The organism is Vallitalea sediminicola (assembly GCF_054408565.1).
In genome coordinates this window covers 103,207-128,444 of the sequence record NZ_BTPT01000004.1, presented here as the reverse complement: position 1 = coordinate 128,444, position 25,238 = coordinate 103,207, and the positions used below count along the sequence as shown (strand labels likewise).

Annotated in this window: 21 protein-coding genes; 1 reads left to right on the top strand and 20 read right to left on the bottom strand. The window is 29.5% G+C overall.

Annotated features, from left to right (window positions below):
* Positions 1–69 precede the first annotated feature (69 nt).
* The 6 genes from ACX6CF_RS01975 to ACX6CF_RS01950 form a co-directional block, all read right to left on the bottom strand.
* The gene (locus tag ACX6CF_RS01975) at positions 70–1,071 is read right to left on the bottom strand and encodes a CotS family spore coat protein (RefSeq protein WP_458783617.1); all 1,002 of its coding nucleotides are present in this window, start codon (positions 1,069–1,071) and stop codon (positions 70–72) included.
* A gap of 217 nt (positions 1,072–1,288) precedes the next feature.
* Positions 1,289–2,629 (bottom strand): CCA tRNA nucleotidyltransferase, encoded by a 1,341-nt coding sequence (locus tag ACX6CF_RS01970; RefSeq protein ID WP_458783616.1) that lies wholly within the window; start codon positions 2,627–2,629, stop codon positions 1,289–1,291.
* A 25-nt stretch (positions 2,630–2,654) separates the two neighbouring features.
* Positions 2,655–3,701: a mannose-6-phosphate isomerase, class I gene (gene manA, locus ACX6CF_RS01965; RefSeq protein WP_458783615.1), complete on the bottom strand. Its 1,047-nt coding sequence runs from the start codon at positions 3,699–3,701 to the stop codon at positions 2,655–2,657.
* A gap of 86 nt (positions 3,702–3,787) precedes the next feature.
* The gene (locus ACX6CF_RS01960) at positions 3,788–4,450 is read right to left on the bottom strand and encodes a polysaccharide deacetylase family protein (protein WP_458783614.1); all 663 of its coding nucleotides are present in this window, start codon (positions 4,448–4,450) and stop codon (positions 3,788–3,790) included.
* Positions 4,451–5,124: 674 nt separating this feature from the next.
* Positions 5,125–6,342 carry an ABC transporter permease subunit gene (locus ACX6CF_RS01955; protein ID WP_458783613.1) on the bottom strand — a complete coding sequence of 406 codons (1,218 nt, stop codon included), beginning with the start codon at positions 6,340–6,342 and terminating at the stop codon, positions 5,125–5,127.
* Positions 6,343–6,394: 52 nt separating this feature from the next.
* Entirely contained in the window at positions 6,395–7,168 is a 774-nt protein-coding gene (locus ACX6CF_RS01950; protein ID WP_458783612.1) for an ABC transporter ATP-binding protein, read from the bottom strand.
* A gap of 325 nt (positions 7,169–7,493) precedes the next feature.
* Between ACX6CF_RS01950 and ACX6CF_RS01945 the strand changes: the two genes are divergently transcribed.
* A complete protein-coding gene (locus ACX6CF_RS01945) occupies positions 7,494–8,615 on the top strand; it encodes a GNAT family N-acetyltransferase (RefSeq protein ID WP_458783611.1) in 1,122 nt (373 codons plus the stop codon).
* Between the two features lie 159 nt (positions 8,616–8,774).
* Here ACX6CF_RS01945 and ACX6CF_RS01940 read toward each other — a convergent pair whose 3' ends face one another.
* The 14 genes from ACX6CF_RS01940 to ACX6CF_RS01875 all read right to left on the bottom strand — a co-directional run bounded on the left by ACX6CF_RS01940 (position 8,775) and on the right by ACX6CF_RS01875 (position 25,237).
* Positions 8,775–10,052 carry an L-cysteine desulfidase family protein gene (locus tag ACX6CF_RS01940; RefSeq protein ID WP_458783610.1) on the bottom strand — a complete coding sequence of 426 codons (1,278 nt, stop codon included), beginning with the start codon at positions 10,050–10,052 and terminating at the stop codon, positions 8,775–8,777.
* 193 nt (positions 10,053–10,245) lie between these two features.
* Positions 10,246–11,361 (bottom strand): Card1-like endonuclease domain-containing protein, encoded by a 1,116-nt coding sequence (locus tag ACX6CF_RS01935; protein ID WP_458783609.1) that lies wholly within the window; start codon positions 11,359–11,361, stop codon positions 10,246–10,248.
* A gap of 32 nt (positions 11,362–11,393) precedes the next feature.
* Positions 11,394–12,806 (bottom strand): ArnT family glycosyltransferase, encoded by a 1,413-nt coding sequence (locus ACX6CF_RS01930; RefSeq protein ID WP_458783608.1) that lies wholly within the window; start codon positions 12,804–12,806, stop codon positions 11,394–11,396.
* A 23-nt stretch (positions 12,807–12,829) separates the two neighbouring features.
* On the bottom strand, positions 12,830–13,762 hold the full coding sequence (locus ACX6CF_RS01925) for a glycosyltransferase family 2 protein (RefSeq protein WP_458783607.1): 933 nt from the start codon (positions 13,760–13,762) through the stop codon (positions 12,830–12,832).
* Between the two features lie 275 nt (positions 13,763–14,037).
* The gene (locus tag ACX6CF_RS01920; protein ID WP_458783606.1) at positions 14,038–15,045 is read right to left on the bottom strand and encodes a LacI family DNA-binding transcriptional regulator; all 1,008 of its coding nucleotides are present in this window, start codon (positions 15,043–15,045) and stop codon (positions 14,038–14,040) included.
* 160 nt (positions 15,046–15,205) lie between these two features.
* Positions 15,206–17,467: an alpha-galactosidase gene (locus tag ACX6CF_RS01915; RefSeq protein WP_458783605.1), complete on the bottom strand. Its 2,262-nt coding sequence runs from the start codon at positions 17,465–17,467 to the stop codon at positions 15,206–15,208.
* A gap of 105 nt (positions 17,468–17,572) precedes the next feature.
* Positions 17,573–18,388, bottom strand: a complete 816-nt coding sequence (locus ACX6CF_RS01910; protein ID WP_458783604.1) for a carbohydrate ABC transporter permease — start codon at positions 18,386–18,388, stop codon at positions 17,573–17,575.
* Entirely contained in the window at positions 18,388–19,314 is a 927-nt protein-coding gene (locus tag ACX6CF_RS01905) for a carbohydrate ABC transporter permease (protein WP_458783603.1), read from the bottom strand. The genes ACX6CF_RS01910 and ACX6CF_RS01905 overlap by 1 nt, the downstream gene beginning before the upstream one ends.
* Before the next feature lie 90 nt (positions 19,315–19,404).
* On the bottom strand, positions 19,405–20,676 hold the full coding sequence (locus tag ACX6CF_RS01900; protein ID WP_458783602.1) for an ABC transporter substrate-binding protein: 1,272 nt from the start codon (positions 20,674–20,676) through the stop codon (positions 19,405–19,407).
* Positions 20,677–20,914: 238 nt separating this feature from the next.
* Positions 20,915–21,142: a hypothetical protein gene (locus ACX6CF_RS01895; RefSeq protein ID WP_458783601.1), complete on the bottom strand. Its 228-nt coding sequence runs from the start codon at positions 21,140–21,142 to the stop codon at positions 20,915–20,917.
* Between the two features lie 67 nt (positions 21,143–21,209).
* Positions 21,210–22,859, bottom strand: coding sequence for a DUF6056 family protein (locus ACX6CF_RS01890; protein ID WP_458783600.1), 1,650 nt, complete (start codon positions 22,857–22,859; stop codon positions 21,210–21,212).
* Between the two features lie 27 nt (positions 22,860–22,886).
* Positions 22,887–23,315, bottom strand: a complete 429-nt coding sequence (locus tag ACX6CF_RS01885) for a GtrA family protein (RefSeq protein WP_458783599.1) — start codon at positions 23,313–23,315, stop codon at positions 22,887–22,889.
* Positions 23,312–24,259, bottom strand: coding sequence for a glycosyltransferase family 2 protein (locus ACX6CF_RS01880; protein WP_458783598.1), 948 nt, complete (start codon positions 24,257–24,259; stop codon positions 23,312–23,314). The genes ACX6CF_RS01885 and ACX6CF_RS01880 overlap by 4 nt, the downstream gene beginning before the upstream one ends.
* Before the next feature lie 564 nt (positions 24,260–24,823).
* Positions 24,824–25,237 (bottom strand): acyl-CoA thioesterase, encoded by a 414-nt coding sequence (locus tag ACX6CF_RS01875; RefSeq protein ID WP_458783597.1) that lies wholly within the window; start codon positions 25,235–25,237, stop codon positions 24,824–24,826.
* Position 25,238: the final 1 nt, after the last annotated feature.

Sequence of the window (25,238 nt, the reverse complement as noted above, 5' to 3'; positions counted from 1 at the left end):
TTATTTTTTTGTATTCTACTGACTTATTTTTCCTTTTAGTTCTATATTTTATGCATAATTAGGCTTTAATTATTTATCTTCTAAACTTTTCTTTAATTCTTTTATGAATCTCTCCTTTTTATCTTTTTGATTAATTAGTTTATTAATCTTAACCAAACTCTGTTTTGGCTTCCAGGCTCTGTTAAGATTAAAGTAATAGTTGCTGATCTTCCAGAATTTTTCTGGATACATAATAAGATAGAGAAGTATATTTAACTCTTCTTTACTCAATGGATTAATACTTACATATTTATCAATTGCCTTAATGCCTAACCTTACATTCCAATCATTTTTTTCTAGTACTTTTCTAAGAAGACGATACAAATCAATTACTGGAATGTCTATATTACAGTACTCAAAATTCATGGTATATAATTTTTTATTGCTGACTAATATATTATGGTGTATATATTGTCCATGTATAATGACATTTTTGTTATAGTATTTATCTACCAAATTATTGTATTCTGATAATTCTATTAAGGAAAGTGCCTCTGCTGCTTTTTGGTAATAGTAATTAAAACTGCTCAAAAAGCAGATATCAAACTCTGACCATTTACCAATTTTTCTTATTTTATTTCTAATTCTAACCAACTCAATATTATGTCTTTCTAACTTACCTGATAATGTGCCTAATTTCACATAATTTTTATATCTATTGCCTCTTGGAAAATTAGTACCACATTTATGTAATACAGCTAAATTCTTGATAGAATCATATATTTCCTCTTCATCGTTGAAGAATATTTCTCTTCCGTTAATCCAATTTTTCATAATATACATTGTACCATCATCTTCATAATAAGGATTATTTTCTTTTGATAGAGCTAATCTATCAATATCACTAAATCCCTTATCATGTAGATATTCTTCTATCTCATACATGAATTTTATTTTTTCTCGATGCATTCGGATTTCCTTAAATAATTTTAAACCCTTATTAGTATCTAGTATATACGCCCCTCGTCCTTTATAACCGTTTTTTACTTTAACATCAAATTGTTCAAAAATGTTATTGTATTCCTCAAGCATCTAAATCACCCCAACTTAGCCCTAACTATAATATTTTTATCAGTATTTAAGACATTTAAATCTAATGCCCTACTTTAAAATATATGAGGAAGTTATCTAGATTATGAGGACAGGAAATTATTATTTTACGATCATAATAATAGAATAATAAAAAACCCCTATATATTGTATTGTTTTTTATCAAGCAACAATATATTGGGGTTTTAATTTAAATATTTTATTCTTTTATCTCATCGACTATTTTAAATAAATCTTTTTTTCTATTTTTAGATGGATCTTCAATAACTATATCTAATAATTTATTCAGCAAATAACCTATTTGACGACCTTCTTTTATACCGTATTTGATTAGATCTCCACCATTAACATCAAGTTCTTTTATACTTATACACTGTTCTCTAGCCTTAATTTCTACGTATTTTATTTCAGCATTATCTAGAATCGCTATTCTATCATCTAACTTATCTGGGTTTTGAGCCGTAATATCTGCTCTTTGGACAAGTATAAAATCATAAAATAATTCATGTCCTAACTTTTTCAATAATCTTCTTATGCTTTTTGAACTATCTTTCAATCTGATATCATGGAATTCTATTAGCTTAACTACTTTATCAATAGTTTTATTATCAAATTTTAGTCTTTTCAAAATATCTTTTGCCATGTTAGCACTGATAGCTTCATGACCATAGAAATGATCTATACCTAGCTCGTCAGTAGTCTTCACTTTTGGTTTTCCTATATCATGTAACAGCATAGTCCATCTAAGAGCTTTTTCAGCTTTTATAGCATTCACTGACCTAAGTATGTGCTCGTGAATGTCATAGCTGTGATATGGATGATTCTGCGAATTGCCTATACAAGGAATGAATTCAGGCATTATATATCCCATTAACTTGCACTCATAAATCTCCATAATCATATTTGGATTATCAGATACTAGCGTCTTATTAAGTTCCACTTGTATACGTTCCATACTAACATTCTTAATGAGTGATGAACAATCTGTTATAGCATCTCTAGTCTCTTTATTTATTTCATAACCTAATTGCGCAGAAAATCTTATAGCTCTTAACATCCTGAGTGCATCTTCATTAAAACGTTCCTTTGGATTGCCCACACAACGAATAATACCCTTCTCTAAATCTTCTATACCATTGAACTCATCCACTAATCCTGTTATATGATTGTAAGCCATAGCATTTATAGTGAAATCCCGTCTTTTTAGGTCTTCTATTAAGTTATTGGTAAATTCAACTGTGTTAGGTCTTCTATTATCTTCATATTCCCCATCAATTCTATATGTCGTAACTTCAATAGGGTTCTTATCCATGAGTATTGTGACTGTTCCATGTTTTAAGCCTGTATCAATAGTTTTCCCAAACAATTTTTTAACTTGATCTGGCAATGCGGAAGTCGTTATATCCCAATCATTAGGAATTTTCCCTATAAGGCTATCTCTTACACATCCACCAACCAAATATGCCTCATATCCATTATCAGTCAGTTTATCAATAATCTTCTTGGCATAATCTGGTATATCTATTTTAATTTTATTCATAAAATCATTCCTTTGAGCTGGTTATTCAGTCAATTCTTACACGACTTTTTATTTGTTCTTTACTATATCCAGCATTTTCTAATCTACTTATAATATCTTCTATATTAGGAATATATGTCTTAACTAATGAAGCATCACCTTTTAGTTCATACTCATCAAGTGAGGCTGGTATCATAAAGGAGTCCCCTAGTTTAAATTTATATTCAATATTATTATATACTACTTTTCCACTACCTGATATACACATATAAATAAAAAATTTATTTTCTGTTTTTTCTTTTAAGCTTTCTTTCAAACCAATTTTCTCTAATGAAAAATATTTATTAGCTACATAGTAGATTATTTCGTTTTCACCATCTTTTATACCAAGTCCAGTTACTATATCTTTACTGTGTTTACCTTCAAAGTCAATGACATCTAGTGATTTTTCAACATGAAGATCTCTCATATTACCATCAAGACCAACACGGTTCCAATCATAAACTCTATATGTAGTATCTGAATTCTGTTGTATTTCAGCTAATAATATACCATCTTCTATTGCATGGACAAATCCAGCTGGTATATTGATGACATCTCCAGCTTCTACTTCCACTTCATTTAGAACTTGTTCAAGATGTCCTTCCTCAAGAGCTTTTTTGAAGTCATCTTTGGATACATTATCTTTTAGTCCTGCTATTAGTTTTGCACCAGGTTGTGCATCTAATATATACCAAGCTTCACTCTTACCTAGTTCACCATTTTCATATTGCATAGCATATTCATCTTCTGGATGAACTTGTACAGAAAGTTTATCTTTTGCATCAATAAATTTTATCAGTAATGGAAATTTGTCATCACTATTTATTTTATGACCAACTAATTCTTCTGCATTATTTTCTAATACTTCTTTCAAAGTCTTGCCTTTCAATTCTCCATTTTTAATTATGGAATTACCATTATCATGGCAGGCAACTTCCCAACTTTCTCCTGTATGTTCATAAGGAATGACTTTATTTAATTTATCTTTTAATAAAGTTCCTCCCCAAACTCTTTCTTTAAAATCTGGTTCAAAAAATATTGGATATAACATATTCTTCTCCTCTCATAACTCATACTGTTTTCATCTGTCGCTTAGATTATATCAAAGCTTATATTTTTTGTATAGCTGTAAAAATATTATATTTCATTAATATACTTATTATAAAAGTTATTCCATCTTACATTATCATCAATATCAGTATAAGCTATTTCATATTCGGCATGATCACCTAAGACATGTATTACCTCTACACTTATACCTAAAGTTCTTTCATTTATATAAAAATTATTTGCTGATATTTCATCCTTGAGTTCTTCTATAGATAAATCATCTAAAAGACCGATTTGTTCACTTCTTACAGCACTAAAGTCATCACTTTTGAATTTGTCCAAAAAAGAATCATCTATATCAATGACATCTGATAATTTCAATATAGTCTGATTTTCAATATCTATATTAGTAGTATAGAAAATATTATTTGGACAAACTGATTTTTTTGCATTACCTAGTCCCGAATAGTTGATACTGATTATCTTATCATTACAAAATGAAATTTTATAATCGATTTCAAGGCTGGATATATCATTGACATCATAATAATCCAGTATGTTTAATGCTTCATCTTCGATTATCTTATTTAATATTTTTATTTCTTCTTTATCATTCTTATTTTCAATCTGAGGATAATTTATAAGGATTTTTTCCTCCGAATATGTATCTTCAACAATATTCATTTTACTGGATGAACAGGATACAAGTATAAGTACTGCTACAATAACTATTAATATTTTTTTCAACAATAGGATTCCTTCTTTCTTTTTATATCATTTGTCGGGATTTTCTACACCATATTCATTTCATATTAATTTTAATCTTTTAGATATTCTATATTATAATGGAAGAAAAATCAATGTTACAAAATATGAAGATAGTAATTTAGTATTGTAATTATTGGAGTACGGAAGTCTGTTGTCTGGCTTCCGTAAATGCCAGCTCTCTAATATTTCCTTATGGCTACTACCATCTGTAAGGTCTTATAGGTGATGCTATTCCTTTCCGCTAAACGTCCTGTTTAGAGGAAAGGCGCTTAGCCGTCCATGGCACGCTTACCGCATCACCTATAAGACCTTACTTCCATATGATCGTTGAAATCTTAGAGAACTAGCATTTACTACTTCCTCGGCTCATCTTAATTCAATAACAAAACTGATATGTCAATTGCTAAATCAATACAAAAGTAAGCCTTTTAGTAATTAGATAGTAAAATCCATCAAAGTATTTTTAATTATAATCCAAGAGACAAAAGTTACATTCACGAACGGATTGCACAATACAAATCATCATATCACTACGTTTTTTTAATCTTCATACTATAAATCAACCTATTCATCCCAATAAAAAACATCTACCCAATTATTATCCATATCCAATAATAATATAAGCAGATGCTTCTAACTTCAATAACTAATATTAATTATGCATTTAACATTACCTTTTCATCATTAAATGTTAGTGTTATAAGTCTAACTAATATTAAACTAACAATAAATGATGATATAGCAGTAACTAGGAATTGATTCATTGTCAATTCGAATGATAAAGCAGCTTTTAATGCCGAAACGCTTCCATATATTGGAATAGCATAGTGATAAAGATCAGTTGCTCCTCCACCAAACATAGTCGAGAATGCTGCAATCATAACAATCATGAATACAGGTGTTACATATGTTCCTGCTTCTTTCACTGTTCTTGCTCTAACAGATAATAAGCAAATAAGTCCTACGTATATACCAACAAGAGTAATCATAATAATCAATAACTGTATTAGCTGAAAAGATGAAAATTGCAATGCACCAAGATTCATATCAGCTCCACCAGTCAACATTTTTGATGAAAAAGGCATTGAAGCCATTATCGCAGCAAACGAGACTATAGCACTTACAATAGCCACTATTCCAAGTCCAATTACTTTTCCAAGTGCTATTGTTTCTCTCTTAACAGGTGTTAGTAATAATGTAGCCATTGTTCCTCTTTCTTTTTCTCCTGCAATAGTGTCCATACCTATACCCATTGCTCCAGAGAATAGTATGATTGCTATAAGCATAGGTAATATCATAGAAATTCCTTGTCCTGATGCTTTTTTCTCATCTACGACAATTGATTTGTTATAATCTCTATCAATATCAAATGCAACAGCATTGTTTATATCTCCAAATCTATCTGTAAGAATATTAGTTTCATATCTATCTAAAGTAATTTCAAGAAATCTTGACCTTGATTCCCTTGAATATTCTTCAGATGGATTATAAAATGTTTTGATCTCAGGTGGTAATTCCAGGTTTTTATAGTTATCTACCTTATCTATAAATTCTTCCTCGAATTGAACCATTAAATCAACTTCTCCATTTTTGATTTGATCTTTTATTGTTGTTGTATCTTCAGCAATATCTATATAAGTAATATTCATATTCAATTCGTCTTCATTTACATATTGTTTGAAATTATCTGGAGCATTTTGAATATATACTGTAGATGTATGTTCTTCTATATCGTCCATCATATTACTAAGCATACTTCCCATTATTGTATATACAATAAAGATACTAAGAGCTGGCAAAATAAATGCTGAAAAAACTAATCTACGATCAGTAAAAACTCTTTTCAATTCTTTTTTCAATATATTTCTTAACATAATATTATCGTCCTTTCCCTACATATTCATTTTATTAAAATACATTGGATATTTAGGCATTCTTAACTGTCTTTTTATATAATTCAAAGAATGCATCCTCTAGATTTTCTGTATTTGTTTCATTCAGTACATTTTGTATAGTACCATCTACAACTTTTTTTCCATTGATAATGATAGCTACTCTATCACATAGTTTAGTAGCAACGCTCATAATATGGGTTGATATTATAACCAGTTTCCCTCTTTCTTTTAGAGTTACTAGGTATTCTTCAACTGCTCTTGCTGTTATTATATCTAATCCATTAGTTGGTTCATCGAATATTACAATATCCGGATCATGAACTACACTAACTGCAATTGAAAGTTTTTGTTTCATACCTGTTGATAATTCACTTATTTTTTTATCTGCAAATTTATTTATTTCAAAATAATCAAATAGTTCTTTTTTCCTTGATATTATTTTTTTATCAGTCATTCCATGAAGTTTACCAAAAAACTCCATTGTGTAATTAGGTGTAAAGTGTTCATCTAATTTTAATTCATTAGTTAGAAACCCTATTCTTTTTCTAACTTCAGAACTATTTTTTACGACGTCATAACCATTAACACTAATTGAACCTTTTGTTGGTTTCAGTAGCGTAACTATACTTCTAAGTGTTGTTGTTTTACCAGCTCCATTTGGTCCTAAAAGGCCAAATATCTCACCTTGATTAGCAGTAAACGAAACATCGTTAACAGCTATTTTAGTGCTTTCTTTAGTTTTTAATTCTCTTTTCTGTTTACTGTTAAGCTTATATATCTTGGTTAAATTCTTTACTTCTATCATATAATGAACCTCCAATACGTAATTATTATACTGTATATTTTGTATATACACAGTATATATAGAAGTTTTTATTTTGTCAAGTCATAATATAACTTTTAAATAAGAATAATATTAATATAGAATTAATGATTAAATTTTTTATTGTTATCATAGATTAAAATATAGAAAATTGTTTTTATACCTTTAAGTATTATGATATAATATTTTTATGTATGATATTAATTATATCAAAAATGATTTCTTGGAATTATTTTATATTATTTGTACTTATTCCATTATTTAAACTTAGGCACTGAACTTATTTTATATGATTGGGGGACTTTTTGTGATTGAAATAGTCGAAGTTAGTTCTAAAAAAGATTTAAAAGTTTTTGTAAAATTTCCTACTAAGCTATATAAAAATTGTAATAATTACATTCCATCACTTCTGGTAGATGAACTTAATACGTTGAGGAAAGATAAAAATCCTGCAATGGAATTTTGTGAATCCAAGTATTGGTTAGCATACAGAGATGGTGAAGTCGTCGGTAGAATTGCTGGTATTATCAATTACGTTGCCATTGATCTATGGGATGAAAAAGCTGGTCGTTTTGGTTATATTGATTTTGTTGAAGATATTGATGTCGCAAAGTTATTATTAGAAACAGCCGAAAATTGGCTAGTATCAAAGGGGATGACTAAGATACAAGGTCCACTTGGTTTTAGCGATATTGACTTGGAAGGAATGCTTGTTAAAGGTTTTGAATACTTAGGAACTATGACTACCATCTATAATCATTCCTATTATGTTGATTATATGAACCAGCTAGGTTATTCCAAAGATGTAGATTGGCTGGAATATGAGATAATAATACCTGATAAAATACCCGAACAAATTAGAATAGTTGCAGAACGCTCAATAACAACTAACCATCTGAAAGTACTAGAAGCAAAGAGTAAAAAAGACATTATTCCTTATGTACATCAACTATTCACTCTAATAAATTCAGCTTTTAAGGAACTATATGAATTCACTCCATTGACCGATAATCAAATCAAATTATACACAAAACAATATATAAGTTTTATTGACCCTAATTTTGTTAAATTTGTTCTTAATGATAAAGATGAATTGATAGCATATGTTTTAGGTTTCCCATCTCTTGCAAAAGCAATACAAAAAGGTAATGGACGTATATTCCCTCTTGGATTCATATATCTTTTAAAAGCTCTTAAAATTAATAAAAGGTTAGAAATTGTTCATATCGCTGTTGATCCTAAGTATCAAAATCTAGGTGTTAATGCTATATTATTCAGAGAACTAATAGTATCTTGTAATAAAAAAGGTATTCATTCTGCTGACCTTAATCCTCAACTTGAAAGTAATAAAAAGGTTCGTTCTCAATGGAAAAGATTCAAGCATAGACAACATAAAGTTCGAACATCTTTTTTCAAAAATCTGGCATAAGAACAATAGTATTAATAGTATTGAGAATGTGCCGTATTTCCGCAGAGAAGGCATAGGGTAATATTACTCTATACCTTCTCTGCTTGGCTCGTTCTTATTTAAGTTTAATGGTTATGATTATAGTTTGTAATAGTATACAGGTGATTGACCTTATAGTAATTATTTGTTACTTTTAGATATCATGATATCTAATATCATCTTGTCTGTTTCTTCCATACCTTTTGAACCTATACATGTCAAATTATTAATGCACGTTTCTATATTTTCATCGATGATGCCTTCTGTTTTGGTAATTTCAATATCTCCAAGAGATAACATCATGGCATTAAATGAAGCTTCTACTACAGTAGCTACTTTTAATGCACAACCTGTTTTTGCACCGTCACATATCATACCGCTTACATCACCAATCATATTTTTAATGGTTGATTTTATATTGTGAATATCTCCGCCTAGAAGATATGTCATACCACACCCTGCACCAATACCTGCCACGATTACTCCACATAGAGCGGATAGCTTGCCTAAGTTTTTCTTAATATGTATAGCTACTAAATTACTAAGAATTAGAGCTCTTGCTAATTCTTCTTCACTTTTATGTAACCATTCTGCTACAGCTACTATTGGTAAAGTTGCAGTTATCCCTTGATTACCACTTCCAGAGTTAGTCATAACAGGAAGTGGACATCCTGCCATCCTAGCATCAGAAGCTGCTGCTGATAGCCTAATAGCATAATTTTTCATATCATCAGCTATCATCTTATTCTTAATATTTTTTTCTAGGGTCTTTCCTACTTTCAGTCCATATTCTTTCTTCAATCCTTCAAGTGCTATCTCTTTATTCATTATGGCACCTTCTAATATGAACTTTATTTGCTCAAATGGTGTATTTAATACAAATTCAAAAATACTATCAACACAAATCGCTACCTTATAATCTTCTACTTCTACTATCTCAGAAATTTTATCCATTAAAATCTTATCATTGTGAGATATGAATACTATATCTGTATGACCACCTTGAATTATTACATGAGCTTGATTACTTTTACTAATCACTGTTGTATCAATATACAATTTACAATCTTTATCAGCTACTTCTATTTTAATTCTATTTTCATCTATAATCTGGTTAGCCTGATTCACATGGGTTTCTTTCACTTTAGATAACACTTCCAAGCCTAATTCTGATTCACCTACAATCACACCAAGGGCAGCAGCTATATGAATACCAACTTGACTTGTTCCTGGTATACCTACTCCCATAGCATTTTTGATAATATTAGGGCTTAATAAAAGTTCAATTTTTTCTACTTCTTCATCTAATATTTCTTTTGCTTTTGCAACACAAAGTGCTATAGCTATAGGTTCAGTACAACCTGTAGCTGGCTTTACTTCTTTATTTATCAAATCTATAAATGATTGAACTTGGCACATAAATTAGACCTCACTTTTCATATAATCATCATTATTATTGTACAATAGAAGATACAATAATTACAGTTTTTTAGATTAAATATGATAATAAACTTACTATCTAAACCAAAATACAATAAAATGATTAAAAAGTAAAGCATATTTTTTACTGGTGTACTAATCTATATCTGGCTTATTAATATTCTAGATTCAATCATGAATTAATAATATCATATAAACATTTTCTGAATTTATCCACATCTCCATCAAAAAGCACAAGATTTATCCCCATAGATTGGGCTCTTTCATCCACATATTGACCTTTGGATGGTTTTGTTGCTACTAAAATCTTCTTAACCGTTGAACCACCTAATTGTTCCGCGTAAATATCTAATTCATTAAGTGCTCCGCTATTATATCTTTTGGTATCTTTGCATGATATGCATATCAAAGACGTTCCAGCCACTGCTATAACATCTATTTCATTTTCAACTTCTATCTTATCTTCATCCCACAGGAATCTAACCCCTGTTCTAACATCGCATACTTTACTGTTTTCTTTAACAATATTATAAGTAAAATGTTCTAACCAAACTCCGGATAATATATATTTTCTAATGTCTTCATTCTTAAATGCTATCATTATATTATTTGCATTCTCTTTTATATTTTTAACACACCCAATGTTGGTAAAATGATTAAATAAATCCTTGATATCTTGATTGTTTTCAGATGACTTGGTAATTATACTATCATCAGATTCACTAACTAAATTATTTCGTATATAATCTCTCGTTTTAATCCACAAATCATAATTATCAAGTATAATTCGAAGCATATTATTATAATCAACTATTATATAATCAAAGGTCTCATCTGTTACAATTTTACCTCCTGTGATAGAAACATAATCTCTAACACGAAAATTAATATTATCATAGTTTATTACTTTCATCCCTTTTTTAGTTATCTTATAAATTTTTTCTTGTGTAATATCCATATATATCAAAGTACCATCATGATCCATCATTGCTTGATGTGCAATAACAGCTGATAAATTATCCCCAGATGAAATATTGATTATTGTATCTTGTTCCACATGATTAGCAATTATTTTTTTTAACTGCAAAGGATTAGTATAACTTTTTTCAATTATCCGAGTTCCATCTAACTGCTTACTTAGAAATTTTCGCATATCAGTTAGTACATCAATGGAATCCTTACTTTCATTAGCAACATTAACAACTTTCCCTGGTTTTATGAATTTAGAAATATAGGCTACATCATCATTAAAATCATCTAATATATTAATCAGTGTATTACATTTCATGTTTCCCACAACCTTTGATATTATTTTACTTATTATATCATTTTTTTATTCTTTATTCTATCTATCATAATGAAGACTCCGTTACCAGCTAGTATAAAAACTATAGGCATCACTACATATTTATATCTAAAACTGATCTCTATTAAAAAGTGTGCCCCTGTATAAATGGTCAATACATAATATAATAAGTGTACATAATTGTTTTTACCCACTCTGAAATATCTTATGAGCCCATATAAAACAAAACCTATTATGAAAGTATAAAATATTTTCTCGAATTCTTGTATCTGTCTATATATATAATCAAAGCTTATACCCGCTTTTCTTATTCCTTTTCCTATCAGATGTGGAAATGTGAATACACCTAATTCAAAATCTCCCCACATATACCTTATTTTTTTAATCATCAAAGATAACATTCTTGTTGGAGATATCATCAGACGCTCTTTAATTAATTCCCTTTCTTTGAATAATAATTCTTCATCAATAGTAATATCATACAACATCAATGAGTTAACATCTTCTTCAGAAAAACGACCTGAGGTCTTCTCATTCAGTCCTGTAACAAATTTCCAATAAGGATTATTATTTTTTAGTCCATTATCAGTTACACCAATTACAACACTAAGGCTAGAGATACTGTAAAATATTATAAGATATGATACAAGACATACAGCAAAATATTTCAGATTATTAATAATACTAGTCTGCTTATGCGTATTAATGATACTCATAATAAAAATAGCCATAATGAATATAATTCCAATAGGACGTAATGAATTACCTATGGCAATAAATAGACCTGCGAAAATCCATTTCTTGTAACTATTTTTATGATGCTTAACAATATAGTATAATGCTATATAATAAAACAATGTGGCTATGTGCTGATTAGTAAGAACTGGTGCCATAAAAAATATTGGAATATACACTGCATGTAAAACTCCTGCAACCCTGCCTGCAAACTCATTAAATATAATCTTACCTATTTTATAGACCAAATAATTAGTACCAGCAATGAAAAAACAATTAATAATTTTTAATAATAGTACGCTGTCCCCGAATATTTTAATAATTAATCCTTGATAAACTGCAAATATAGTCTGATAAGGGAAAAATGAGAAATATTGAAACTCTTTGAATGAGTAATCATCAATAGCAAATAATCTAGCAGCTCTTAGCATGACTTCAAAATCAGATATAGGAGGAGTTCTAATAATTAGAATCATAGCAATCTTGGTTACCAACGAAAACAGAAATAATATCAATCCAAAATAAGGCGTTCTTAATTTAGTAATAAAATATAATATTGATAAAAGAATACATGATGGAATAATATATAGAGTATTTAATTTTTCAACATAGATAAAATATATATTTATAATAAATACTAATGCAAAAAAAAGTATCATATATACCTGGAATATTTTCTGTAGCCTTTTCAAATCTAACACCTCTTAATATTATGTTATACTTCATCGCTCTCATATTTATTTATAAAATACAAAGGTCTGTTCTTGGTTTCATTGAAAATCCTACCAACATATTCCCCTAAGACTCCTATACTGACCAACTGAATACCACCTATAAATAACATAATGCTAATAAGTGAAGCATATCCAGGTGAATCAATGCCTACAATCAACGTTCTAAGCACAATATATATCATATAGATAAATGCTCCAACACCTGTAATACCTCCTATGAATGTAGCTATTCTAAGAGGCATGATTGTAAATGTAGTTATACCTTCTATGGCAAGTCCCATCAGCTTACAATAGTTCCACTTGGTTTTTCCTGCTGCTCTTTCATCTCTATCAAACAGAATTTCTTTTTTATTGAATCCTATCAAACTGAATAATCCCTTTGTATATCTTCCAGTTTCCTTGAACTGTTTTAGTGCATCAATTGCTTTACGGTTAAGTAAACGGAAGTCACCTGTATCTTCTTGAATCTCAACTTTTGAGAGTTTTCCTAATAATTTATAAAAGCAATGGGCAGTGAATTTTTTTGTGAAACTTTCACCTTTTCTGCTGGACCTCTTCGCATAGACATCATCATATCCTGCTTCCCATTCTTTTATCATCACTGGTATAAGTTTTGGAGGATCTTGCAGATCAGCATCCATTATAATTACAGCATCTCCAGAAGCATGATCAAGACCTGCAGCCATAGCAATCTCTTTTCCATAGTTCCTTGATAAGTCTACATATGAAACTCTACTATCTTGTAATCTTAATGATATTATTTTGGCTAAAGTCCTATCTTTACTACCATCATTGACAAATAACAGTTCAAATCTATAATCTATATTATTAATTACTTTTATTACTTCATCATAAAACATGTCAATTACTTCTTCTTCGTTATAGCATGGTACCAAAATTGTTATGGTCTTCAACTCTTCTGCCTCCTAAATACCAATATTATGTAAACTCAATGTGTAAGGTGAGTATTTTTATTGTTAATAAATCCATAATAGTATTTTTCAATATGGTTGATATTATACATTTTAGTAAAGCTTTCTATTTCTTACACATTTTGTTTTTTTATCTCTTGTCAGTATAACTATTTAATAATTAAGATTATATTAATAAAAAAGTACCGGTTAAGTAATGTTATATTACTTAATGGTACTTTTTTATGTTATCACTAATAGCAAACGAAAGGTCTACTTTATCTTATTTTTCTACTACTTTCCCTAATTATTAATTTTGAAGGTATAGTTATTTTCTTAGGAATATTTCTTCCTGTATTAATACGTTCAACTATTGTTTCTACAGCTGTCTCCCCCATGAATTCCGTATAAACTCTAATGGTTGAAAGAGGCGGAATAATATATTTAGCAGTTGGAATATCATCACAACCAATAATTGATATATCTTCGGGTACTTTTAATGAAGCTTCATGTAACGCTCGCAACGCTCCAATCGCCATAATATCACTTCCAATAAAAATTGCTGTTGGTCTATCTTTTTGTTCAATCATCTTTTTACATAATTGGTATCCATTTTTCACATCAAAATCGCCAATTTGTATATAATTACAATCTAGCAAACTTTTATTTTCCATTACATTATAAAAAGTCTTTTCTCGAATATCCTGTATTATAGTTTTATCATCACCGACTATTACTTTACCACCTATATAGCCAATTTTTTTGTGTCCACTACTCACAAAATACTCTAATACATCTTTTGTAGCTTTTTGTAAATCTATTATAACAGAATCAAATATATTTTCATCAGGTGATGAGTCAATAAATATTATATTATTTGTGATTTTTTGTAATTCCTTAATTTCTTTGTCACTAAAATTTCCAATTGCCATTATTCCATCAACAGCTGTTAAATTTGTTTCTATAATACTATTTTCTTTCCTGAAAATCTTTGTAATCTCAATTTGTTCTTCATAGCATTTTCTTTCCAAACCCATACGGATTGAAAGGTAATATGGATCCTCAAGTTCTTGCTTCTCCGAAAAATGATGTACAATTCCTAGTTTCATATGATTTATTATTTTTTTTCTCTCTCTTACTGTTGTATAATCTAATTTCTCAGCTATCTCAAGAATCTTTTTTCTTGTCTCATCTAAGACAGATAGCGTTGAATCACAGTTTAATACTCTCGACACCGTAGCCGGGGATACCCCAGCTTCTTTTGCAATATCTTTTATTGTAGGCATCAGAACCACACCTCCGAAAATTCATATCATTATTATTTACTATTAATGCTATCTAATCAACTTTAAAGTTTAATTGTTTTTTCTATTCTCTTATTTATATCACCTTTAATGCATTTTGTCTACTTTCACCATATTTTCTGGAGGATATCTTCTATCTCTATTATTTTGACTTCAGAACAAGAATTTGTGATGAATAGTCTCCAAATCCAAATTTACCCATTGGCTTTTTACCTTCAACAACCTCTTTCATTCCTAAATCATTTTCAACCATAATCTCATCAAAAATAAATCCAATATTCATTAATTCATCACCATAAAAAGTTCGAGACATATTATCTATAGTATAATTAAAATTATCATTTAGTCCCTGTAATCTAATTCTTTCAAATCTTGGATTAGGTTTTGCTAAACATTGATATATACCTACGATAGCTTCTTTCTTGTCTCTACTTACAACCATCCATGATGTAATATTTTTTTCAAAAGGACTTTCTAATCTATAAAAATCTCCGCCATAAATTAAGCTACTGTATTTCTTAAAAAATTCAATTTGTTGTTTAATTAATTTCATCTCAGTGTCTGTACATTTTGTTATATCCAATTCATATCCAAAAGTTCCAAAATAAGCTACATTAGCTCTTGTTGGAAGAGACGTTGCACGTCCAATTTGATGATTAGGCACAGCTGAAACATGAGAACCCATTGATTTTAATGGATATATTAAAGAAGTACCATATTGAATTTTAAGTCGTTCCATAGCATCCGTATCATCACTTGTCCATGCCTGTGGTGAATAATATAACATCCCTGGATCAAATCGACCTCCACCACTTGCGCAAGATTCAAATAATATTTGAGGAAACTTTGTTGTCAAACGTTCATACAAATTATAAACGCCTAGAATATATCTATGCATCATTTCACCTTGTCTATCAATAGGTAAATTATCAGAATATGGTTCAGAAATGCTTCTATTCATATCCCATTTTATATATGAAATAGGTGCTTTTTCTAATATTTTAGCAATCATATTATAAATATACTCAACAACTTCTTCTCTTGAAAAATCCAATACAAACTGATTACGCCCAGGTGATTCTCTTCTGTTTGGAGTACTAATAATCCAATCTGGATGTTCTTCATAAAGATTACTTATTTTATTTACCATTTCTGGCTCTATCCATAATCCAAACTCCATACCTATTTCATTAATCTTTTCACCCAATCCTGCAATACCGTTAGGTAATTTATTGTAATCTACAAACCAGTCTCCTAGTGCAGCCTTATCATTGTTTCTTCCCTGAAACCATCCATCATCTAAAACAAATAGCTCAATACCAACTTCTTTTGCGACCTTTGCAAGAGTAACTATTTTTTCTTCATTAAAGTCAAAATATGTAGCTTCCCAGTTATTTATTAAAACTGGACATCTTTCGTCTCTCCATCTACCTCTAATAAGTCTTTCTTGGTATAACTTATGATAAGTTTGGCTCATACCATTTAATCCAGTTCCGCTAAAAACCATAACCACTTCAGGGGTTTGGAACTCTTGTCCTGATTCTAATAACCACTCAAAATTGAAAGGATTGATTCCCATAGTCATACGTGTTCTGTCATAATGATTTACTTCTACTTGCGCTAAAAAATTCCCACTATAAACTAGATTAAATCCATAAACCTCTCCACAATGTTCAGTAGTATCCGCTCTTTTAAGTGCAAGGAAAGGATTATGATTTGCACTACTAGCTCCACGAGTACTTGATATAGCTTGAATTCCTGAATTCAAAAGTCTATTTTCCAGATGTCTTTCTCTTGCCCATGCTCCAGATAATTGAATCATCTCATACTCTTTATCATCAAAATCCACACATGCACTTAGTGCACGTTGTATGATCAATTTTTCATTTCCATTGTTAATAAACCTTGTATTCCTAGTTATGACATTTCTATTCTCATAAATTGTATATGTTAATATCAATTCCGAATTTATTAATTTATCTACCAATATAATTTCTAGAGTTGTTGCTTCATTATTATTTTCTACATAAGTTGCAGGCATTTTACCATCCATTAACTTAGGCTTGCCTGAATATATCCTATAACTTTTATATTCATAATCAGTAATGATACTACCATTTTCTTGTTTTATCTGGAATGCGCCTTCACTATAATCCGATGTTCCATATGTTGGGTATTCTTGTTTAATATAATCTAATGAAAACTCTGAATCCCCTTCAAACTGACAAACAGTTAGTGGTCTTGGTGCTAATTTTAACAAATGCTTATAGGACTCTCTATGCTTAATTTTTTTACCATAATACAAATGTCCTAATTGATTATTCTTTAATATTCCAAATATATAACTTACACTATCATTATAAAGATGAAACTCTTTAGTTTCATCATTAAACACAATTGACATATTGATCCTCCACTCTAATATACTAACATAAATATTTACAATAACCTTTGACTTCTTTATATATAACTCCAATCCATACTAAGAAATAGCTTAAATCCAACTATATTATCCTTTTACCGCACTATCTACCATTCCTTGTACAAAATATTTTTGTAAGAAAATAAATAAAGTTGCAATAGGCATAATCGCAATTAGAGCCGACGCTGCTGCTCCACCTAAATTCGTTGACGATTGCGCAAAAAACGTAGCTACTGATAAAGTAACAACTCTCATATCAGTTGACTGTAATAAAAATAGGGAAAATTGATATTCGTTCCAAATAGCTACACCCGTTAAAATAATAACTGTTGAGGTAACAGATTTTAGTAATGGTAAAATAACTCTATAAAAAACACTAAATTTACTACATCCATCAATTGTCGCGGCTTCGTCTAAGCTTTTTGGAATAGTCGTTATAAAATTGGTATATAAAAATATACTTATTGGCAATTGAAATGTTGATACAACTAATATAATACCCCAGTAAGTACTAATACCATTTATTTTAGACATCATTGTTAACAAAGGTACTAATACACTAAGTGGTGGAACCATCATTACTGCTATCACTAGATTAAGAACTATTTTATTAGTCTTTGTTCTATTTCTAGCTAATGGATAAGCTGCCATAGCACCAATTAATGTAATTATTACAATAGATATCACTGTTATAATAAAACTATTTTTCATAGCAGCAAATATATTAGCCTTTTTAATAGCATATATGAAATTTTCTAAATATAATTCTTTGGGCAAAGCCCATCTTGATGTTAAATCCGTTTTCGATTTAAATGCTACGTTAATCGCAATTAAGAACGGAATAAAATGTAAAAACGAAATAATAATAGCCAATGGTGTTTTCCATAACGTTGACTTTTTCATCAATATTCTACCTCCCTCTTATTAAACGCTTTTTGCATAGCCAAGCTTATAACCATGATAATTATGAATAAGATAATACCCATTGCCGAAGCATATCCAGCTGACTGACTTCTAAAATAAACAGAATCTATTAAAGTTGAAATAGAATGTGATTCATAACCTGGACCCCCATTTGTTAATGCTTTAATTGTATCGAATAACTTCAAACCTCCAATTAAGTTCAACGTTACACTTGTCACAATAGCAGGCATTAATAAAGGCACTGTAATGTTTTTGAATTGTTGAAATTTCTTGGCACCATCAATATCTGCTGCTTCATAATATACCTTAGAAATTCCTTGTAAACCAGCTAAATATATAACCATAGAAACACCAACAAACTGTAATGTATTTACAATTACAATAATCCATACCGCTCTGTTTCCATCTGCTAACCAATCAAGCCTATCTAAACCAAAACTCATCATTATATCATTTAATGCACCATGGTTGTATTGAAATATAAAGTACCAAATGTATCCCATAATAACTGCTGAAATTAATACTGGTAAATATATTATAGTTCTTGCAAGTGTTCGTCCTTTAAATTTTTTATTTAAAAACACTGCATAACTAAGTCCCAAGATTTGTTGAATAAATGTACTACCAAATCCATAAATAAGAGTATTTCTAAAAGCTATTAACATATTTTTATCTTTAAATAAATTCATAAAATTATCAAATCCGATATAACTATATTTCTGAGAATAACCATTCCAATCAGTAAATGAAATTCGCAAACCACTTATAAATGGATATATTACAAATATCAGAAATAAAATTAATGCAGGCATATACATAATATTGATTGCATTCTTAGATTTTAAAAATCCACTATAGTTTTTTTCATGACATTTTTTTGATGTTTTTAATTTATTCGTTTTCATTAACACCATCCTTTATTAATTAAAAAGGTAGGATTTTAATAACTCCTACCTAATGTTTTTTGTCCAAATTTCTAAGTCATATTACAATTCTTATTTATATAATTTATTAAAATCTTCTAGCATTTTATTTGCTGCTTCTTCTTTTGTCATACCACCTGCTATAATCCCTGAGCCTGTTGAACACATTGTATCCCACATACCACTTGGTAAATATTCTCTATCAAAGAATGGGAATGCCTCAACATTTTTCCATAGTTCATAGCTATCTGCTAAATTACCTGTATCACTTGTCGCTGTAGTTAATCCAGCTGGAATGCTATTAGCTGTAGCTATTTTAGCTACAACCTCAGGTTTTGCTAAATAATCTAAGAATAATTTTGCTTCCTCTGGATGTTTAGAATCTTTCCAGATACCTACTGCTGTACGTTCACCCGAAATCAATGATGGCTCATCTCCTTCATAATAAGCTGGTACAGGGAAAAATCCTAAATTAGCTTCTGGATTATAAGTCAAAGCTTCTGAAATAACATAATTACCAAAGAATTCAAATGCAGCTGTCCCTTCCGCTAAAGCTCTAGCTGAATCTGAAAACGCAGAAGTTAAAGCATCTACATTCAAATATTCATTATCTCTTAATTGTGTCATTAATCCGGCAGCTATTTTCCATCTTTCAATATCAAATTCTCCCGCCTTTAATTCATCACCTAAATAATTATCTTCATCTGTTATAAACATTGAAGGGGCTACCCAATCAAAAAAGTTACCTACTGTCCATTGATCTTTTCCACCAATATGAACTGGTGTAACACCTGATTTTTTAATTTTTTCCATGGCATCAAACATATCTTCCCAATTAATAATTTTTGTTACATCGACACCAGCTGCTTCAACAACATCTTTATTATATGCAATTCCAGAAATATCAACATCCATTGGTAACACATAAATATGACCATCTTTATCTGTAATTACTGGCTTAATTGCAGGATGTAAATCTTTAACCCATGATTGATCATCTAAAGTCATCATGTATTCACTATAGCGAGCAACTGACCATCCATGTGTAGTCCATAGATCCGGTAAATCATTAGTCGCCATTTTTGTTTTTAATATAACTTCATAATCTGATGTACCTGGAATATAATCAATCTCTATTTCAGGATGTTCCTTCATGAAATCTCCAACTACTTCTTCTAATGCCTCTGTTACAGGTTCATAAGCTTGAAAGTTTTCCATGAAAGTTAGTTTAACTGTTTCCTTTTTTGTATCTTTATTTGTTTCTTCCCCATCTTTCTTTTCTCCACATCCAGCCAAAGAAAATACTAATACCATTACTAGTAATAGAGCATAAATCTTTTTCATAATTTTTACCTCCAATATTTTTTCTTATTATAACAATTTTTGTTTACCTGATTATTTTAGTAAACTTTTACTAAAATGTCAATACTATTTTTCTTTTTACAACAAATTATTATAAATAAACCTTTATTCCTCCCATTAGTATGTTTATTATATTCACTAATTTGCCTTTTATCCGTTGAGCAAATTGTTTATTGCAAATAAGCTTTCCTAATCCAGAGTAAATATTTACTAAAATATTCTATTTTTTATTGTGTTCATTACCTTTATTAAAATATTTCCTTAGTATGAAGACTATCCATAGAATAATACTATATATCATTATGTTAATCATTAATTCTTTACATGTTTCTGGTGATATCTGTCCCAACCTTCTATAATGATTTAACTCTATGAAAACAAATCCCATAAAACATAAAATTATATATATTGTCTTAATCTGCAATTTCTCATATATATTTTTTTTCATTATTCTCTCCCTAATTAAGTTAAAAAAAACTGCCTTAAATATCTTATAAGACAGCTTTTTCTTTATTTTATTTCATCCAATTAATCTCATAATCTTTATCAAACCCAAGATACAAATCATAATATGTTGAATAATAATCATTATGATAAGGCATTACCCAACCATATATATACTTAGGTAATTTCTTCTGATCAATAGGTCCTACTTTATTCTCTTCAATAAATTGTTTTGCATATTCAACGTTTTCATCATACACTACTGCGTTATCAGCATATCCCTTAATAATAGGTATCAAAATGGTAAATGAAACCAATACAATAGTTAAATATCCAATTATAATACCTGATTTCTTGTATTTTACTTTGTCATATCTGCCCTTGTTAGCTGTTACTAACATATATGCAGTAATAGGAATAGGTAGTAACCAAGGCAAATTAAACACTATACAACCTAGACATCCACATATAGCTGAAATACCATACTTATTCAGTTTTGGTATTAAACAAGCACTATATAAAGCTAACATGAATATAGGAAATACAAGATTACGTGGTCCAAACACTGGAGATATAATCATCATAAACTGAGCACCAAAGGCTAAAATAACTGCAATAATTGGAAGTGCATTATTAGTGATAAATTTATTTTTATAAACTAATATTCCTGCATAAATCAATGTATATAAATAACCCAAACCAATAAATGCTTCAATACAAAATTGTCCAAGTGTACCATAATAATAAATAACTTTTCCTGTTATCACTTGCAATAATAATGAAGCACATGCACTACCGCCAAAAATAACAGCAAGATTTCTTGTCCACCTAAACCTGTCTGATATTTCCCCCCCATATTTCCTAATAACTCCAAAGGAAGCTATTATGCTTAACATATGATAAGGTAACATAATTTTTGAAAACAAGAAATAATCACCTTGTTTTATTAAATTATGTTTTATCAAAGGTAAGAATCCTTCTACAGGTGAATCTTCAATAGAAGCACGCAATAATACAGCTGGTGAACAAATAACAGTTAACATTCCTAGAGTTGCTGCTACTAATGTTACTATTTCCATCTTGTTAATTTTATTTTTTCTGAAAAATCTTTTTTCCAACAATATAAGCAAGGTTAATCCAAATGTCATAATACTTGATTGTTCAACAGTTGCAGCGGATAAAAAAGCCAACACCGGAACATACCATTTCATTTTATTACTATATGTAGAACGACTTAATAAGTACCAATAAACCAGTAATATGAAAATAGGATAAACATAATTAAAGGAACCCGTTAACCAATAAACACTTTGTCTAGTTAAGTCAGGGTCCAAAAACGCAATTGCTATTGCCATAATAGTGGCAGAATAACCTATTAAAGATTTTTTTTCTTGTACTTCTATTCCCATACATATTTTTGCTCCAAAAAATACTATTCCTGCAAGCATTAAAGAATTACAGATAGCCCAAAAATACTGGTTAACACCTAAAAAAATAGTTGCAAGCAAATGTACTATAGCTCTACCATTGGCCCTCATATAATGATCTAGATGCCTGGTTACAAAATAATCAAAATCTACCCGAGTAAAACATGCATAGAAAAAATCATCTCCATATAACCTAACATTGAAATTGACTATTGCTGTTATAATAAATGTCAATAACGTTATAAAAATCAATCCGTATTTATTCCAAAAATTTCTTCTATTGATATCCTTCAATTCTCCAATCTCCTTAATATAATAAAATCATGTTCTGAATACTAAAAACTGTGAAAACAGGTAATTAAGTACAAGTACTACTACACTAATGATTATTTTTGATATCATTGCTTCGACTTTTAGAGATGTAAGTACAAATACTCCACCTATTTCAATTAACATCGTAACCCCTCTAGATGAGAAGAAACTAAGAGCTTCAAGAATAAATTCTTTAGTATTACGACATTTGCTTCTAAAAACGAATATCTTGTTAGTTACATAAGCAAAAATAACTGCACAAATAACAGAGATTATATTTGCAATATTAGGATTCATATTCACTGGATAGACAAGAAGCCAAAATACTCCAAAGCTGACTAAAGTAGTCAAGCCACCAATAAATACATATCTAAATATCTTCATCAATTGTTCATTATGCATCATTTCTTCTATATAATTAATTAGTCTTTTTATCATATGATTTTCCTGTCCTTTTTAATGCTACTGCTAAGATTATGAGATACTATATATTTGGGTCTGCCTTTAACTTCATCATAAATACGGGAAATATATACACCTATCATTCCTAATGACAACATGATTACAGATCCAGTGAAAAGTATTAATAATATAACGGTTGAAAAACCACTAATAGCATCGCCGGAAAAATAATTAACCAGCGTTTGAATTCCTAAAATTACTGCAAACAAAAGAAAAATCCCACCGCCAAAAAAAGTTAGATACAAAGGTTTACTTGTATGAGAAAGTATAGCATTAAAAGCTAATTTCATTAGTTTATAGAGAGAAAAACTAGTCTCTCCTTCTAATCTTTCTTCAACGGTAAAGAAATAATTGGTTCTTTCAAAACCAACCCAATCAATTAGTCCTCTGAAGAAAAGATTACTCTCTTTGAACTGTCTGATTGTATCTACTACACTACGGTCAATCAATTTAAAATCCGAAGAATTGTCCAAATCAAGACCTGTTGTTTTCTTTAATATGTCATAAAACCTTTTTGCAGTAAATCTATATATAAAATTTTCTTTTCCTCTTTGTTGTTTAACTCCATCAACGATATTAACCTGTGACCTATCCATAAGCAAAAGCATATCTTTTACACATTTTGGAGGATGTTGTAAATCAGAATCCATAATAAGATATCTACTAGCATCTATATTATCTAAACCAGCACAAATAGCCATCTCTTTACCAAAATTTCGGGCAAATCTAATGGCTGATACATTGCTATATTCTTTTTCCAATTTACTTATTTCAAGCCATGTAGTATCTGACGAACCATCATCAATAATCATATACTGACAAGAAATATTGTCCTCTAAAAACGTATCATAAATAACAGCAAAATTCTTACATATTGCCTGCGCTTCATTATAGACAGGTATAATAACTGCAAGATCCACTTATAACCACTCCTTAAACATATATACTCCTTTTAATTATTTCATAGAAAGTCATACTATATCAGTTCAATATATATATTATTTTTATAGATTATCCTTAATATGTTTATAATATTTTTCAATATTCAACAAATACTAGTATACACTTTAATATATCAATTATCAATAATTATATATTGCTTCATATTATAGCAAATACATCTACTTTTGTATATACATACATGGTACAACACTACGGCAATTTCATGAAAGCTATCCTTTTTGCTACAGCCATATTTTCAGGGGCTACATCTTTTCTTGTTATATTGGCATCATCTTTTCTTGTTACATCCAAACTCCAATGCATACTTTCTACTCCCTAATGCTCTCTCGCTGCTTTCCCGAACTCTTCTGCATTTTGTACACTCCCAATATAATATCTTTTTTCAGTTCGTAACTTCCCTTTTTCCTCTATCTTGCTTTCTATCGTACCTATTTCCTCTTATACCATGCCAAATTATCATTACAATACCAAGAGGTATTTTAGCTACTTTAGTACCTATAAAGACACACCCAGAAATAAACTTAATAAATATTTTCTAATTTCTCCCATATTTCAGTCTTAACTTTTTTTATATTGACTATTTTAAAGTTGTTATTTACAAAAGTATGTTTGGTACTACCTTTTGCAATAATTTTATTATCTATTTCTCTTACCACGTGGTAATTGAAAACCATTTTAACTGGATTCATTTCTTCTATCCAAGTCTTAATAATAATTTCATCTTCATATTTAGCACCCTCTATATATTTACACCATGATTCTAATACAGGCATCATAATGCCCTCTTCTTCCATTTCTCTATATGTCATTCCTACCTCTTTTATAAATTCACCTCTCGCCAATTCAAACCATGGGTAATATTTTGAATGATGTACAACCCCCATCTGGTCTGTTTCAACATATCTTACTTTTAATTTTGTTTCATGAATATACATA

Coding starts and splice junctions, on each gene's coding strand:
- ACX6CF_RS01900 (WP_458783602.1), bottom strand. CDS start 20,676: ATGAAAAAGATTTATGCTCTATTACTAGTAATGGTATTAGTATTTTCT.
- ACX6CF_RS01910 (WP_458783604.1), bottom strand. CDS start 18,388: ATGAAAAAGTCAACGTTATGGAAAACACCATTGGCTATTATTATTTCG.
- ACX6CF_RS01970 (WP_458783616.1), bottom strand. CDS start 2,629: ATGAATAAAATTAAAATAGATATACCAGATTATGCCAAGAAGATTATT.
- ACX6CF_RS01950 (WP_458783612.1), bottom strand. CDS start 7,168: ATGATAGAAGTAAAGAATTTAACCAAGATATATAAGCTTAACAGTAAA.
- ACX6CF_RS01940 (WP_458783610.1), bottom strand. CDS start 10,052: ATGTGCCAAGTTCAATCATTTATAGATTTGATAAATAAAGAAGTAAAG.
- manA (WP_458783615.1), bottom strand. CDS start 3,701: ATGTTATATCCAATATTTTTTGAACCAGATTTTAAAGAAAGAGTTTGG.
- ACX6CF_RS01935 (WP_458783609.1), bottom strand. CDS start 11,361: ATGAAATGTAATACACTGATTAATATATTAGATGATTTTAATGATGAT.
- ACX6CF_RS01955 (WP_458783613.1), bottom strand. CDS start 6,342: ATGTTAAGAAATATATTGAAAAAAGAATTGAAAAGAGTTTTTACTGAT.
- ACX6CF_RS01905 (WP_458783603.1), bottom strand. CDS start 19,314: ATGAAAACGAATAAATTAAAAACATCAAAAAAATGTCATGAAAAAAAC.
- ACX6CF_RS01895 (WP_458783601.1), bottom strand. CDS start 21,142: ATGAAAAAAAATATATATGAGAAATTGCAGATTAAGACAATATATATA.
- ACX6CF_RS01920 (WP_458783606.1), bottom strand. CDS start 15,045: ATGCCTACAATAAAAGATATTGCAAAAGAAGCTGGGGTATCCCCGGCT.
- ACX6CF_RS01915 (WP_458783605.1), bottom strand. CDS start 17,467: ATGTCAATTGTGTTTAATGATGAAACTAAAGAGTTTCATCTTTATAAT.
- ACX6CF_RS01875 (WP_458783597.1), bottom strand. CDS start 25,237: ATGTATATTCATGAAACAAAATTAAAAGTAAGATATGTTGAAACAGAC.
- ACX6CF_RS01885 (WP_458783599.1), bottom strand. CDS start 23,315: ATGATAAAAAGACTAATTAATTATATAGAAGAAATGATGCATAATGAA.
- ACX6CF_RS01975 (WP_458783617.1), bottom strand. CDS start 1,071: ATGCTTGAGGAATACAATAACATTTTTGAACAATTTGATGTTAAAGTA.